Below are 14,507 nucleotides of genomic sequence, written 5' to 3' on the forward strand. Positions count from 1 at the left end.
ACAATCAAACCATGTGCTCTTGGTGGTCAGGTCCCGGGCCCGTATGTATATTTCTGAATTGTTTGACTATTACTGGATAATTGTAACATGATTGGGGATTTCAAATATTGGGAAAAAGATGTTCTTTTATATGAAATGAACAACCTTAATAAAGAACAATTTTCCCAAGTCTAAAAAGGAGAAAAGCTGTTATAATAAAAGTTTTAAGTTTTCTTTATCAAAGACTGCCTGAAATTTTCCGCCAGTTCCTTTACATCGATCAGCCGCTGGATTTTCGCTGGATCTTTTTCAAATCCATATTTAATCTGGTTGGCTTCTGTAACCGAGATGCCAGCAGGGTGTTTTTCAATTCGGACCATCTCATCCCCTGCTGTGACGAGTCCTTCTTTCAATACACGAAGATAGTATCCGGTACGGCCGGTATCCACGACTCTTTTTATCATATCAGGACGACACAGTATGGACGCCAGCGTATTGCAAGGCTGTCTCGGCTGTGTAATCTGCACGACCGCTTCCCCCATCTGAATAACGTCTCCAATATACACATCATCTTCTAAAAATCCGAGTGGTGTAATATTTTCGCCAAACGAAGGAATCACAAGCGGTGTATCAAGCTCCAGTTCTGCGTTCCATTTTTCATAGCATTCATAAGGGTACACACAAACGGCTTGATCGAATCCGCCATGGTGAACGGTATCTCCTACCCCGTCGCCCTCAAAATGTGTTTTATGTAGGAAAACAGGTTCCTGCTGAGGAATTTTATTATATCCGGTAAAAAAGGATCTGCCCGATGCCTGCACTTGTTCTGGAAGCTTGATATTTAAAGAAACGACTTTTCCGTTCATAATCCTCACCTCAAAAAAAGCATAGCACAGGACAAAAGGAAATTAATAGGAAAATATATTTTTGCGCAGCTGCTCGTAATCCAAGCGCTCCTGATTCATTCTGATCGCTTTTGTAAGCTCTTCAATAATCACTCTTTCATCTGTAATCACATTGAACACATAAGGAATTGTTGCAAAATGCCCTAAGAAATGCGTACAGCCCACATAACGGGGGTTATCTACATGCTTTTCCGTTCTATATTTTATAATAAAATTCCCCATTCCTTCATAAACAGGGTCTAAAGGTTTCTGATCAAGTTTTTTCAGCAATGTATGTATCGGCTGAACAGGAGCATTCCAGTCCGTTCCGTTCGATTTGATTTCTAGCACACAAACCACCTCTTTCTACTATCATAATTCGTTTTTGTAACCTGCTTCTTGTTGGTCAATTGCTAATATTGGCGAGGCTTTTGATACTTTACGTTACTTTTTTAAAGCCGATGGGAATAATATAATGTTAGATACATGGAAAGGAGCTGATCAAATGAAATATTGCATAATTGGAGGAGACGCAGCCGGGATGAGTGCCGCGATGCAGATCGTTCGAAACACGGAAAATGCCGACATTACCGTTCTGGAAAAAGGCGGGATCTATTCTTACGGACAATGCGGTCTCCCTTATGTCATTGGCGGGCTGATCCCTTCAACTGAAAAATTAATTGCAAGAAGTATCGACACGTTCCGTGAAAAATACGGAATGGATGCGCGTACTTTTCATGAAGTAAATGCAGTAGACACAGCTTCTAAAACCGTTTCCGGTGTCCATACGAAGAGTGGTGAACCTTTTGAGGTAACCTATGACAAACTTCTGATTGCTACAGGTGTAAGACCGATCATGCCTAAAGAATGGACAGGTGTTCATTTAAAAGGAATCTATCCATTAAAAACGATTCTTGATGCAGAAGAACTGATGGCTGGCCTTAACGACGTTCAGCATGTAACGATCATCGGCGGCGGATACATAGGCCTGGAGATGGCTGAAAACGTGGTAAGACTCGAAAAAAAAGTGCGCATCATCCAGCGCAGTAATCAGCTCGGCAGCATCTTTGATGAAGATCTTGCCCCGCTTATTCATGAAGAAGCTGAGAAACATGGAATTGAACTTTGCCTGGAAGAGGATGTGATCAGTTTTAAAGGTGATGATCACGTTCAATTTGTAAAAACAGCGAAAAAAGATTATCCGACTGATCTCGTCATCGCAGCAGTTGGTGTTAAGCCAAATACTGATTTTCTAAAAGATACAGGAATCTCGTTGAATGAACAAGGCGTGATTGTAGTGAACGAGCGGATGGAAACGAACGTTGAGGATGTTTATGCAGCAGGAGATTGTGCTACGCATTATCACAGGATAAAAAAAGTGAACGACCATATTCCATTAGGAACGACAGCAAACAAGCAAGGCAGAATCGCAGGTCTAAATATGGCAGGTGTGGATAAAACGTTCAAAGGAATCGTCGGGTCCTCTATTATTCAATTTATGGATCTGACTTTAGGAAAAACAGGACTTTCCAATAAAGAAGCTGAAAAACTGGGGATTCCTTATGATGAAATTCGAATCACATCAAAAAGCCATGCCGGCTATTATCCGGATGCTAAAAAACTTGAATTAAAAATAACTTATCATAAAGAGTCAAAAAAACTGCTAGGCGGGCAGATCATAGGTGCTGAAGGCGTTGATAAGCGAATCGACGTTCTTGCGACAGCACTTTATCACGAGATGGACGTGGAAGAGCTGACAGATTTGGACTTGTCTTATGCTCCACCATACAATGGTTCGTGGGATCCGGTACAGCAAGCAGCGAGAAGACTCGGGAAATAAATTGGGAAATGGGGTCTGACCCCATTTCCCGTTTTATTTCCCGCTAATGATCCATTTTCAGAGAAAAGTTGTATCGAGGAACAGCACGTTCAACTGCATTCGTTATTTTTCGATATAAAGCAGAGCGTTCGCTTTTTGACATATCCTCAGGTACGTTCACATGAATGTGAGCGTAATTCCCATTGATTGTCACCATTTGCGGATTGATCCCTGAAACATCTTTTACGGTTTGACGAATCAAATCCTGATCATCAGATAAATCAAAGCGCGATTGATTCATGCTTCTGTAATCACTTGGATTCATATTCGTATCATAACTGTAATTGATGCGGGGTTCGTTTTTGGTCAGGTGGTAATTTATAATTCCGTGCCCAAACATGTTGTCACGGATTTCCCCATTTTCATCATGAGCTGCCGGCTCTGTTTTGGCACCTTCCTCCTTATACGACTGCATAGGAGAACAAGCCGTAACAAGCAGCACTAAAAATGGTATAAGAATAGCCTTTTTCATTACAAACACCTCCCATATCATTAGGATTTCCTGACCGGGAAGTGTTTATGAACAAATAAGTGCAGATTTGCCTGGCAAAATTGGTCTGATACAAGACCAGCCTGGCGGTTAGTGAGGGGAATTCAAAAGTTTGAAACTTAATTTGAAAGTTTTTAGCAATAATTTGAAACATTTTAGCATTAATTTGAAAATAATTCAGGATATATTGACGAATCGACATTAAACAACAAATTTCGACACGAATTAATCAGAAATAGCCTGCAATCATTCCACATAAGCTCAAATTACCTACAATCAAACAAAAAAAGCCCGGGAGCAAAACTACTCCCGGACTGCATAAAATCATCTATTTAGTTAGAACGCCCTTCCAAGCCCTCTACGCCTGAAAGGAGGTTTCTCTTTTTCCCTGGTACTTCATGACAATGACGGCAGCGGGGCTCGTACGATTCAGATGCTCCCACTAGAATAACCGGATCATCATAAGAAGCTGGTTTGCCATTGATCAAACGCTGTGTACGGCTTGCAGGAGAACCGCATGACATGCAGATCGCTTGAAGCTTTGTCACGTGCTCAGCAAGTGCCATCATTCTTGGAACAGGTCCGAACGGCTCGCCTTTAAAATCTTGGTCAAGACCAGCAACAATAACGCGCAGTCCTTGGTCAGCAAGCTCTTGAGCGACTGGAATGATATCTTCATCAAAGAACTGTACTTCATCGATCGCAACCACTTCTGTTTCAGGTGATACATTTTTCAAAATTTCAACAGATCGTCCTACAGGCTCAGCCAAAACTGCCGTTCCGTTATGAGAAACAACCGATTCCTCGCTGTAGCGGTTATCAATAAGCGGCTTGAACACCTGTACTTTTTGCTTAGCATACGTTGCTCTTCTTACACGGCGAATCAATTCTTCTGACTTCCCAGAGAACATGCTTCCGCAAATTAATTCGATCCAGCCATTTTGTTTCATAACATACATGGCTTGCTCCCCCTTTCGCAACAATCTTTCCCTTAGTATGTACGTATTTCATTCTTACAAATAAAACGTTCTTTTCAGGAGCAGCTAACTCCTTTTAAAGCACAAAATAAAGTTTTCTAAGCGTATAAAAAACCCGGCCCATCTACGGACAGCTACCGAGTTTCCAATCATTTCTCTATAAAGAAAAAAAGGGCAAGAAAGACTCCTGCCCTTTTACTTGCAACAAATTACTTAAGGTTGTATTTCTTCTTAAAGCGGTCAACACGTCCACCAACATCAGAGAACTTCTGACGTCCAGTGTAGAACGGGTGAGTGTCAGAACTTACATCCACTTTAATTACTGGATATTCGTTACCGTCTTCCCATTTCATAGTCTCGTTTGAATGCAACGTAGAACCAGAAAGGAAGCTAAATCCGCTTTGAGCGTCAACAAAGATAACCTTCTTATAATTCGGATGAATTCCTTGTTTCATGTCAATTTCACTCCTTCTGCCCTGATTCCTATGCGGAAGCAGAGTTAAATAAACACATAAAAACAGTATAACAGGGACAAATCCCATTTGCAACCATACTTTTTCGTTAGTTTGTTACGGTTTTAACGCGCTTTGGTGCGCCTTTTTTTTCCGACTCAAAAAGCTCGAAAAATTCTTCGTTGTTTTCTGTTTTGCGCATTCGTTTCATAAATTTATCTACGAAATCGAACGAGTCATCCATCGTCTTACGGATCGACCATAATGCTTCAAGATGATCTTTTGCGATAAGCATCTCTTCTTTTCTCGTACCGGAACGGCGAATGTCGATCGCAGGGAAAATACGGCGCTCAGCCAGCTTGCGGTCTAAGTGAAGCTCCATGTTTCCTGTTCCTTTGAATTCCTCGTAAATAACGTCATCCATACGTGAACCTGTATCAACAAGTGCCGTTGCTAAAATCGTTAAGCTGCCGCCTTCTTCGATGTTACGGGCCGCACCGAAGAATCTCTTCGGACGATGGAAAGCAGCCGGATCGATACCACCAGATAGTGTACGTCCGCTCGGCGGGATAACCAAGTTGTACGCACGAGCTAAACGTGTAATGCTATCAAGCAGGATAACAACATCTTTTTTGTGTTCAACCAGTCTCATTGCACGTTCCAAAACAAGCTCTGCCACTTTAATGTGGTTTTCAGGCACTTCATCAAACGTTGAACTTACAACGTCGCCTTTAACAGAACGCTCGATATCGGTTACTTCCTCTGGTCGCTCATCGATAAGTAAAACAATAAGTTCCACTTGCGGGTTGTTTGTTGTCACGCTGTGTGCGATCTCTTTCAGCAAGCTTGTCTTACCCGCTTTAGGAGGAGCGACAATCAATCCACGCTGACCGAAACCAACAGGCGCCATCATATCGATGATACGTGTTGAGATATTGTTGCCCGTCGTCTCCATAACCATTTTCTTTTCCGGATAGAGGGCTGTTAATGCAGGGAAATGCACTCTTTCCTTAGCCGTTTCAGGGTCTTCTCCGTTAACTGCGTTAACTTGCAAAAGTCCGTAATAACGCTCGTTTTCTTTTGGAGGACGAACTTTCCCTGATACTTTATCTCCGTTTCTTAGATCAAATCTGCGGATCTGTGACGCAGATATGTAGATATCCTGTGAGCTCGGAGAATAGTTGATCGGACGCAAGAAGCCGAATCCTTCGTTCGGAATGATCTCCAAAACACCTTCCATGAATGAATAACCATCAAGTTCTGCTTGTGCTTTTAAAATAGAAAACATCAATTCCCGCTTCGTCAGTTTTCCGTAATATTGAATATTAAATTGTTTGGCAAGCTCATAAAGCTCTCTTAATTTTTTTGTTTCTAATGTAGCTAAATCAATCCCCATAGTGACACCACGCTTTTCTTATTTTACTATTTGCTTTTGTTCTAAAATTTTGGGATTTATATATGTTGGTTTGGTTTTGGTTATTGGAAGGAGATCCTTGAAAGTTAAGGGTTTAGTGGATTGAAGAAACTTTTATTCAAAATGAATCATACTTCTTATTTTAACCACAAAAATGGTCTTTAATCAAGTTAGGACAACTTGCCGGCCACTGCTATAACGTGAATTTACAATACAATCCTAGATTTTGCAACTGTTCTTTGAAGAGGTTGATTTCCGTTTCAGGATGCTCGCTTTCCGCAGGGCGTGCGGTGAGCCACGGTGAAGGATACATGAACTGCTCCTGCGTCTACAAGAAAATCCTGCCGAAGCTTGCTTCCTCGTCGCATGCCTTGCGAGAAGAATACTCAGGTAGCTGGCACGCTACTCCCGCAGGAGTCTCGCACCTTGCACTCCAATCAACTTGCTATGAAGTGACAATACAAAACCATCTAAAAAGCATCAATCTTTTAGAGCAGACCCTAACGGAAAGACCGGACGCAATGTCCGGCCTCCTTACCCTTATCCCATTATGGTTTGATTACAAGGTCTGGCTTTTTCTTCAGGCTATGTCTTCCGTCGATGAAACGAACTGTACCTGATTTTGCACGCATAACGACAGATTGAGTCGTTCCCGTTGATCCATCAAAACGAACTCCTTTTAACAGCTCACCGTCAGTTACGCCTGTAGCTGCAAAGATGGCATCGTCCCCTTTTACTAGGTCGTCCATGTACAATACGCGGTTCACGTCTTCGATCCCCATGCGTTTGCAGCGTTCTAATTCTTCGTCGTTTTGAGGAAGAAGCTTTCCTTGAAGCTCTCCGCCAAGACACTTTAAGGCAACGGCTGCGATTACGCCTTCAGGTGCCCCGCCTGATCCGAATAAAATATCTACACCCGTATCATCGAATGCTGTATTGATCGCAGCGGCAACATCACCGTCAGAGATCAGCTTAATTCGCGCGCCAGCTTCACGGATATCCTGGATGATCTGCTGATGGCGAGGACGGTCTAAAATAACCGCTACTAAGTCTTCAATATTTTTATTTTTCGCTTCTGCTACTGCTTTTAAGTTATCAATAACAGGTGCATTGATGTCGATTTTCCCAACGCTCTCACGTCCGACTGCAATCTTGTCCATATACATGTCAGGTGCGTGAAGCAGGTTTCCGTGGTCAGCGATCGCCAGAACAGCAAGGGCGTTCCAAGTACCAGATGCCACGATGTTTGTCCCCTCAAGCGGGTCAACAGCAACATCTACGCGGGGACCATAACCTGTCCCAAGCTTTTCACCGATATAAAGCATAGGAGCTTCGTCCATTTCTCCCTCGCCGATTACAACAGTCCCTTTCATAGGAACCGTGTCAAAAACGTTTCGCATGGCAGTTGTTGCTGCTTCATCTGCCTCGTCTTTCTTGCCTCGACCCATCCAGCGTGCTGATGCAAGAGCTGCCGCTTCTGTTACACGAACAAGCTCCATTGATAAACTTCTCTCCATAATGTGGTTCCCTCCCCATACTTAAAAACGCTTACATATTTATCCTTAAGAAAAATCACCGGTTGGGGTGATTTCTCTTTTTAAACTTATGAGTTCTTCATTTCTTCCATTTCTTCTACGTCCATATTTTCACGCCACACTTTAGCTCCAAGTCCTTTTAATTTTTCTACCAAAGATTCATAGCCGCGGTCAATATGCTCAAGACCAGAAATTTCAGTTACACCTTCAGCCATAAGACCGGCTACAACAAGCGCTGCTCCTGCACGAAGGTCAGAAGCTTTAACTTTTGCACCTTCAAGCTTTGCAGGCCCATTTATTATAGCAGAACGGCCTTCAACTTTCACATTCGCTCCCATGCGGCGAAGTTCATCTATATGCTTAAAACGTGCACTGTAGATCGTGTCCGTCACAATGCTCGTTCCTTCTGAGCTTGTTAAAAGCGATGTGAACGGCTGTTGAAGATCTGTCGGGAACCCTGGGTAAACGAGCGTTTTTATATCGACACTCTTTAATGGGTCTTTCCCGCGATAAACTAGAACCTGATCGTCTTTCGTTTCGATGAAAACGCCCATCTCTCTTAGCTTGGCAATCAATGACTCTAAATGCAGAGGAATGACATTATCCAATAAAACCTGCTGACCCATCGATGCCGCTAAAATCATATACGTTCCAGCTTCGATACGGTCAGGAATGATAGAATGACGGCATCCATGCATTTTTTCGACACCATCGATACGAATTACGTCCGTACCTGCCCCTTTAATCTTTGCACCCATACTCGTTAAGAGTGTAGCCACATCGATAATTTCAGGCTCTTTTGCCGCATTTTCAATAATCGTCTGCCCTTTTGCTCTTACTGCTGCAAGCATGATATTGATCGTTGCTCCTACACTTACAACATCCAGGTAAATACGTGCACCAACAAGCTCATCTGCGCGCAGATAGATCGCACCTTGCTCGTTCGTCACTTTTGCACCTAGCGCTTCAAATCCTTTAATGTGCTGGTCAATCGGACGCGGTCCAAGGTTACATCCACCTGGCAGGCCGATTACAGCTTTTTTAAAACGCCCAAGCATTGCACCCATCAAGTAGTAAGAAGCACGAAGCTTTTTCACCTTTCCGCTCGGAAGAGGCATCGCAATCATGTTTTCTGGGTTAACCGTAAGCGACTGATTTTCATCCAGGTAAGCGTCTCCCCCGATTTCCTCTAACAAATCACGCAGAATACGGACATCTGATATGTTAGGTAAACCTTCAATGGTAACGGTAGATTCTGCTAGTATCGTAGCGGGGATCAACGCCACCGCACTATTTTTTGCTCCGCTTATTTGGACCGTTCCTTCTAGAGGATAGCCCCCTTCAATCATCAGTTTTTCCATGGTAAACTCCTTTCAGTAAGAGTCACAAAGACAATCGTAATTGTGAGTATATTACCAGTTTCGTTAATTTTATTATTTACCAATATTTTCTTTTAATGTATTGTTCTATCCATTTTCCTCAAACCTTTGTTGCTCTTGAAAGTGGTTGATTTCCGTTACAGGTGCTCGCTTTCCGCGGGGCGCTCGGTGAGCCCCCTGCCGCTTTGCGCCTTAAGGGGTCTCATCTGACCACTCGTCCTGCAGGAGTCTCCCACCTTCCACTCCAATCAACTAGTCAATGGAGAGAATGAACAGATCCTAAAGCAGAGCCATTACTTTTTATTAGCCGCTTCCCAATCAGCAAGGAATTTTTCAATACCTTGATCTGTTAATGGGTGCTTCACCAGGCCTTTAATAACGTTCGGCGGAATCGTAGCAATATGAGCTCCGCGTAATGCTGCTTCTGTTACGTGAACAGGATGGCGGATCGATGCTGCAATGATCTCAGTCGGGATCTCATGAATCGCAAAAATTTGCGCTACCTGTGAGATAAGCTCCAATCCATCTTGGCCAATATCATCTAAACGGCCTAAGAATGGCGATACATATGTTGCACCAGCACGTGCAGCTAACAATGCTTGGTTCGCATTAAAAATAAGCGTTACGTTCGTTTTGATATTTTCATCAGAAAAAGTTTTAACGGCTTTAAGTCCATCAAGTGTCATTGGCACTTTTACCGTAATATTAGGCGCGATCTTAGCTAACTCGCGGCCTTCTTCTACCATTTCTTTATAAGAAGTTCCGATCACCTCAGCACTAACAGAACCCGGTACAAGACTTGTAATTTCCTTCAAACGCTCGTGGAAATCAACGCCTTTTTCTTTTGCTACTAGAGACGGGTTTGTTGTTACTCCAGATAAAATGCCCAGGTCATAGGCTTCCTTAATATCGTCAATGTTTGCTGTATCAATAAAGAACTTCAAAACAATCACTCCTGTTTTTTTAGGTTTCTCGTTCATTTATATTCTTTTATAACACACACTTCTTCATACACGTTAGTAGTGCGCTTACATTTTTTTATTCGTACAAATGCTCCGAGCGGTTAATTTCCGCTTCAGGTAGCTCGCTTTCCGCGGGGCGTGCGCTGAGCCTCCTCGGCACATAGCGCCTGTGGGGTCTCACCTGTCCCGCTGCACCCGCAGGAGTCTCGCACCTTCCACTCCAATTAACTTATCAACGATGACTGTCACAGAAACAATTCAACTACTAATTTGTCGGCTGTTCGGCCTGTCACGTTACACACTATTATAGTGTAAATGAAACCGCCTATGATGTATAGGCGGTTTCAAAGAAAGGTTCATATTAGTATATTTTGACCAGAAATTTACGCTTTGTTGGAAGATCCGAACTCACGCATTTTTCCTGCTACTGTTGATTGAATCGCATCACGAGCTGCAGTCAAGTATTTACGTGGATCGTACTTGTCAGGGTTAGCTCCGATATATTCTTTAACAGCTTTATGTGAAGCAATTTGATTTTCAGTGTTAACGTTGATTTTAGCAGTTCCTAAAGAGATCGCTTGTTGGATATCTTTTGTCGGAATACCAGTACCACCGTGAAGAACTAGAGGTACACCAGTTAGTTCCATAACTTCTTTCATGCGGTCGAATCCAAGGTTAGGCTCACCTTTGTATGGTCCGTGAACAGAACCAAGTGCAGGTGCGAAACAGTCAACTCCTGTTTCACGAACAAGCTGATCACATTCAGATGGAACAGCGTATGCAGCTTCAGCATCGTCAACGATTAGATCGTCTTCTTGTCCACCGATACGGCCAAGTTCTGCCTCAACAGAAACACCGTGGATGTGAGCAAGCTCAACCACTTTTTTCGTTAACGCAATGTTTTCTTCTAAAGGATGATGAGAACCATCGATCATGACAGATGTGAAACCTGCATGAATTGCTTCTGCACACTTCTCAAAGCTTGAACCATGGTCTAAGTGAATCGCTACAGGAACAGTTACTTTGTACTCTTCCATAAGTGCTTTTACCATAGCAACAGTAAGCTTAAATCCACCCATATAACGAGCAGCACCTTCAGATACACCAAGAATTACTGGAGAATTCTCTTCTTGTGCAGCTTTAAGTATAGCTTGAGTGAACTCAAGGTTGTTCAAGTTGAATTGACCAACTGCATAATTTTCCGCTTTTGCTTTTTCAAGCATTTCCTTCATTGAAACTAAAGGCATGTTACATGTCCTCCTTTGGATATTGGCACGAGCAGACCAACTACGTTTTGTATTGTATATTGCTGAAATGTCCAAACAGCAAAAAGAAGCCATTATAGTTTACCTTTCATGGCGTCTTGCTAAACATTTCATAATGCTCATTTCCATTCTAGTATAGCATACCAATATCGCCCGAAAACCGCAACACATCAACGTTTTCGAGGTGTAAACGCTACCATTGCCGACCTGCCAGGCTTTTAAAGTTTTTTCTTATGAAGGAGTATTCAATGGAAGTTCTTTCCTGACCGCAGCGCGGATCTCATCAATGTCGAACGGTTTTGCAAAATGAGTGATTGCTCCCAGTTTCATGGCTTCATGAATCATGTCCAGCTCACCATAAGCTGTCATAATGATAACTTGGATCGTTTCGTCATGCTTCTTAACACGCCGAAGAATCTCCAGTCCATCCATTCCTGGAATTTTCATATCTAAAATAACAAGATCAGGGCGGTCCTTCTCCACAATAGAAAGAGCTTGTACACCATTAGCAGCCTGATACGTCTTGTAACCTTCTTTTTGAAAAATTTCATTTAAAAGAATTCTAATGCCATATTGATCGTCTACAATTAATATTTTCCCGCTCATTATTGCTCACCTCATCTGAGTTCATTTGCAAAACATTTGTCTGTATTAATTTCTATATATCCAAAGAATTTCCTGCTGCCCATCCATGAAATGTCATGTTAAATTCAGTATACTAAACTAAAGAACTATTTTGCGATGAATTGAAAATCATTAAGGGAGTACATTTGATGCTTAAAATATTTTCAACACAAGTTTCAGGATTATTAAAAGCCATATCCGATAAAGAAGAACAATCGATCGAGGAGAGTTCCCGTCTGCTGGCACACACGATTTTGTCTGAAGGGACTGTTTATTTTAAGGGATTTGGCGAAATGGAAGCTGTTGTGAGCGAGGCGCTGTTTGGTGAAAATAAATTCCGGCGCGGTGCAGCGTTTATGGATGATAGTTTAGACGGGCTGCTGCCGGTTGATAGTGTTGTTGTGGCTTCCCGATTCTTAGATGACGAAGAAACTGTTGCGTTCAGTAAAAAAGTAAAAGAAAGTTCAGATTGCCATGTTATTTTGATGGGCGGACGCAGAAAAGAAGCAGATTTAGAGACGACGGCAGATATCGTGATTGATACAAAAGCAGTTCGCGGTTTAGTGCCGCTCGACGATGGATCCCGTATAGGATTTCCGTCCGGATTAACGGCTTTATTCGCTTATTACGCACTCTTTTTAACAACCGAAGAAATTTTAGAAGAATATGATGAGGAATAAGGTTAAGCCTGGCTTTGTGCCAGGCTTTTTCATGTTAAAAAAGTAGCTTTGGTGAGTAATTCTAGTGGTCCAAAAAACACGATCACATAAAAAATAGAGATAATCACATAAAAAGTGGATGAAAATGTCCGCCTGACATGTACAGCAATACCACAAAAAACCGGCAGCCCCCTCAACGAAAAGGAAACTGCCGGCATATCATTCATCTAATTAGTTCTTTAACTGTGTTACCGCACCAATAAAGTCACGGAATAGTGCTTGTGGTCTTGTTGGTCTTGATGTGAATTCAGGGTGGAACTGAGACGCAACAAACCATGGGTGATCTTCTAGCTCGATGATCTCAACAAGTCTTCCGTCAGGAGATGTTCCTGAGAAGATAAATCCTGCCTTCTCCATCTGCTCACGGTATTCATTGTTGAACTCGTAGCGGTGACGGTGTCTTTCGTATACTACTTCGTCATTATAAGCAGCGAACGCTTTTGTATCCTCTTTAATTTTACAAGGATACAATCCAAGACGAAGTGTTCCCCCTAGATCTTCTATGTCCTTTTGTTCAGGAAGCAAATCGATTACCGGGAACGGTGTTTCAGGCATAAGTTCTGCAGAATGAGCTCCTTCAAGTCCAAGAACGTTACGGGCAAATTCAACAGACGCAAGCTGCATGCCTAAGCAGATTCCTAAGAACGGAACTTTGTTTTCACGAGCAAATTGAGTAGCTAAGATCTTCCCTTCTACCCCTCTGTCACCGAATCCGCCAGGTACTAAAATACCGTCAGCGTCCTTTAAAAGGTCGTTTACATTTTCAGGTGTAACCATCTCAGAGTTGATCCAGTCGATGTCAATATCCGTATCGAATTGGTAACCTGCGTGACGCATCGCTTCAACAACAGAAATATACGCATCTTGAAGTGCTACATATTTTCCGACTAATGCGATCTTCACTTTTCCTTTAAGGTTCGTTACTCGGTTAATCAGCTCTTTCCACTCCGCCATATCCGGCTCATGCGTTTCAAGCTTAAGATGCTTGCAAACAAGCTCGTCCATCTTTTGTTCTTGAAGATCAATCGGCACCTGGTATAAAGTATCAGCGTCTCTTGCTTCGATTACCGCTTTAGGGTCGATGTCACAGAATAATCCGATCTTCTCTTTCATCTCTTGAGGAACCGGCATTTCCGTACGAACAACAATAATGTTTGGCTGGATACCAAGACTGCGAAGCTCTTTTACACTGTGCTGTGTCGGCTTTGTTTTCAGCTCGCCCGCTGCACGAATATAAGGAATGAGCGTACAGTGGATGTACATGACGTTTTCAGAACCGACATCGCTTTTAATCTGGCGAATCGCTTCAAGGAACGGCAAGCTCTCGATGTCCCCAACTGTTCCCCCGATTTCAGTAATAACTACATCTGCGTTTGTTTCACGGCCAGCACGGAAAACACGTTCTTTGATCTCATTTGTGATATGCGGGATAACCTGAACCGTTCCGCCAAGATACTCGCCGCGGCGCTCTTTGCGAAGAACAGTAGAATAGATTTTCCCTGTCGTAACAGAGCTGTATTTATTTAAGTTAATATCGATAAAACGCTCATAGTGACCTAAGTCCAAATCCGTTTCAGCGCCATCATCTGTTACGAATACTTCACCATGCTGATAAGGACTCATCGTTCCAGGGTCCACGTTAATGTACGGATCGAATTTTTGAGTCGTAACTTTCACTCCGCGATTTTTTAATAATCGGCCCAATGAAGCCGCCGTAATCCCTTTTCCTAATGAAGAAACAACCCCGCCTGTAACAAAAATATATTTTGCCATGATTCAATCCCCCTAAATTTTCTAAATTAAGTATGTGCTTTAAACCATTTTTCTACTATCGGGAGAGGCTTGTATTTTTGTACAAGCACCGTCCAATCCGTGTAAAAAATAAAAAGCAAAAGACACTTCCCCTATGGTTAGGGGGCACTTTTGCTTTGTGATCGTATATAATTAG

At 42.5% G+C, this 14,507-nt stretch carries 14 protein-coding genes; 2 read left to right on the forward strand and 12 right to left on the reverse strand.

The annotated features are described in order from the left end of the window. Window positions 1-203 precede the first annotated feature (203 nt). The gene (locus tag ACFQ4X_RS15375) at window positions 204-845 is read right to left on the reverse strand and encodes an MOSC domain-containing protein (protein WP_379836570.1); all 642 of its coding nucleotides are present in this window, start codon (window positions 843-845) and stop codon (window positions 204-206) included. Window positions 846-887: 42 nt separating this feature from the next. Further along, entirely contained in the window at window positions 888-1,214 is a 327-nt protein-coding gene (locus ACFQ4X_RS15380; protein WP_379836572.1) for a hypothetical protein, read from the reverse strand. A gap of 154 nt (window positions 1,215-1,368) precedes the next feature. Here ACFQ4X_RS15380 and ACFQ4X_RS15385 point away from each other — a divergent pair, with 154 nt between their 5' ends. Further along, window positions 1,369-2,703, forward strand: a complete 1,335-nt coding sequence (locus tag ACFQ4X_RS15385; protein ID WP_379836574.1) for a CoA-disulfide reductase — start codon at window positions 1,369-1,371, stop codon at window positions 2,701-2,703. A 43-nt stretch (window positions 2,704-2,746) separates the two neighbouring features. On the opposite strand, the gene ACFQ4X_RS15390 is transcribed toward ACFQ4X_RS15385, so the two are convergent. From ACFQ4X_RS15390 to ACFQ4X_RS15430, 9 genes are all read right to left on the reverse strand, one after another. Beyond that, window positions 2,747-3,214 carry a hypothetical protein gene (locus ACFQ4X_RS15390; protein WP_379836576.1) on the reverse strand — a complete coding sequence of 156 codons (468 nt, stop codon included), beginning with the start codon at window positions 3,212-3,214 and terminating at the stop codon, window positions 2,747-2,749. Between the two features lie 350 nt (window positions 3,215-3,564). Continuing rightward, window positions 3,565-4,191, reverse strand: coding sequence for a thymidine kinase (locus tag ACFQ4X_RS15395; protein ID WP_066293973.1), 627 nt, complete (start codon window positions 4,189-4,191; stop codon window positions 3,565-3,567). Between the two features lie 227 nt (window positions 4,192-4,418). After that, window positions 4,419-4,664: a type B 50S ribosomal protein L31 gene (locus ACFQ4X_RS15400; protein WP_066293975.1), complete on the reverse strand. Its 246-nt coding sequence runs from the start codon at window positions 4,662-4,664 to the stop codon at window positions 4,419-4,421. Window positions 4,665-4,770: 106 nt separating this feature from the next. Then, complete coding sequence (rho, locus tag ACFQ4X_RS15405; protein ID WP_379836578.1) at window positions 4,771-6,057, reverse strand: transcription termination factor Rho; 1,287 nt, start codon at window positions 6,055-6,057, stop codon at window positions 4,771-4,773. A 566-nt stretch (window positions 6,058-6,623) separates the two neighbouring features. Continuing rightward, window positions 6,624-7,592, reverse strand: a complete 969-nt coding sequence (gene glpX / locus ACFQ4X_RS15410) for a class II fructose-bisphosphatase (protein ID WP_379836580.1) — start codon at window positions 7,590-7,592, stop codon at window positions 6,624-6,626. 86 nt (window positions 7,593-7,678) lie between these two features. Beyond that, window positions 7,679-8,971, reverse strand: coding sequence for a UDP-N-acetylglucosamine 1-carboxyvinyltransferase (locus tag ACFQ4X_RS15415; protein WP_379836582.1), 1,293 nt, complete (start codon window positions 8,969-8,971; stop codon window positions 7,679-7,681). 311 nt (window positions 8,972-9,282) lie between these two features. Beyond that, a complete protein-coding gene (fsa, locus tag ACFQ4X_RS15420) occupies window positions 9,283-9,933 on the reverse strand; it encodes a fructose-6-phosphate aldolase (RefSeq protein ID WP_379836584.1) in 651 nt (216 codons plus the stop codon). 401 nt (window positions 9,934-10,334) lie between these two features. Next, window positions 10,335-11,198, reverse strand: coding sequence for a class II fructose-1,6-bisphosphate aldolase (gene fba, locus ACFQ4X_RS15425; protein ID WP_379836586.1), 864 nt, complete (start codon window positions 11,196-11,198; stop codon window positions 10,335-10,337). Window positions 11,199-11,447: 249 nt separating this feature from the next. Further along, window positions 11,448-11,825 (reverse strand): response regulator, encoded by a 378-nt coding sequence (locus tag ACFQ4X_RS15430; protein ID WP_171978822.1) that lies wholly within the window; start codon window positions 11,823-11,825, stop codon window positions 11,448-11,450. A gap of 164 nt (window positions 11,826-11,989) precedes the next feature. Here ACFQ4X_RS15430 and ACFQ4X_RS15435 point away from each other — a divergent pair, with 164 nt between their 5' ends. Beyond that, window positions 11,990-12,520 (forward strand): DUF2529 family protein, encoded by a 531-nt coding sequence (locus tag ACFQ4X_RS15435; protein WP_379836588.1) that lies wholly within the window; start codon window positions 11,990-11,992, stop codon window positions 12,518-12,520. A 210-nt stretch (window positions 12,521-12,730) separates the two neighbouring features. Here the strand turns inward: ACFQ4X_RS15435 and ACFQ4X_RS15440 are convergent, their stop codons facing one another. Next, complete coding sequence (locus ACFQ4X_RS15440) at window positions 12,731-14,332, reverse strand: CTP synthase (RefSeq protein WP_379836590.1); 1,602 nt, start codon at window positions 14,330-14,332, stop codon at window positions 12,731-12,733. Window positions 14,333-14,507: the final 175 nt, after the last annotated feature.

Source organism: Fictibacillus halophilus, from assembly GCF_042680145.1.
Classification (GTDB): domain Bacteria; phylum Bacillota; class Bacilli; order Bacillales; family Fictibacillaceae; genus Fictibacillus; species Fictibacillus halophilus_A.

What these genes read in the sequence shown, in the direction of transcription:
- ACFQ4X_RS15375 (WP_379836570.1), bottom strand. Translation starts at nt 845, where the DNA reads ATGAACGGAAAAGTCGTTTCTTTAAATATCAAGCTTCCAGAACAAGTG.
- ACFQ4X_RS15385 (WP_379836574.1), top strand. Translation starts at nt 1,369, where the DNA reads ATGAAATATTGCATAATTGGAGGAGACGCAGCCGGGATGAGTGCCGCG.
- ACFQ4X_RS15390 (WP_379836576.1), bottom strand. Translation starts at nt 3,214, where the DNA reads ATGAAAAAGGCTATTCTTATACCATTTTTAGTGCTGCTTGTTACGGCT.
- ACFQ4X_RS15395 (WP_066293973.1), bottom strand. Translation starts at nt 4,191, where the DNA reads ATGTATGTTATGAAACAAAATGGCTGGATCGAATTAATTTGCGGAAGC.
- ACFQ4X_RS15400 (WP_066293975.1), bottom strand. Translation starts at nt 4,664, where the DNA reads ATGAAACAAGGAATTCATCCGAATTATAAGAAGGTTATCTTTGTTGAC.
- rho (WP_379836578.1), bottom strand. Translation starts at nt 6,057, where the DNA reads ATGGGGATTGATTTAGCTACATTAGAAACAAAAAAATTAAGAGAGCTT.
- glpX (WP_379836580.1), bottom strand. Translation starts at nt 7,592, where the DNA reads ATGGAGAGAAGTTTATCAATGGAGCTTGTTCGTGTAACAGAAGCGGCA.
- ACFQ4X_RS15415 (WP_379836582.1), bottom strand. Translation starts at nt 8,971, where the DNA reads ATGGAAAAACTGATGATTGAAGGGGGCTATCCTCTAGAAGGAACGGTC.
- fba (WP_379836586.1), bottom strand. Translation starts at nt 11,198, where the DNA reads ATGCCTTTAGTTTCAATGAAGGAAATGCTTGAAAAAGCAAAAGCGGAA.
- ACFQ4X_RS15435 (WP_379836588.1), top strand. Translation starts at nt 11,990, where the DNA reads ATGCTTAAAATATTTTCAACACAAGTTTCAGGATTATTAAAAGCCATA.
- ACFQ4X_RS15440 (WP_379836590.1), bottom strand. Translation starts at nt 14,332, where the DNA reads ATGGCAAAATATATTTTTGTTACAGGCGGGGTTGTTTCTTCATTAGGA.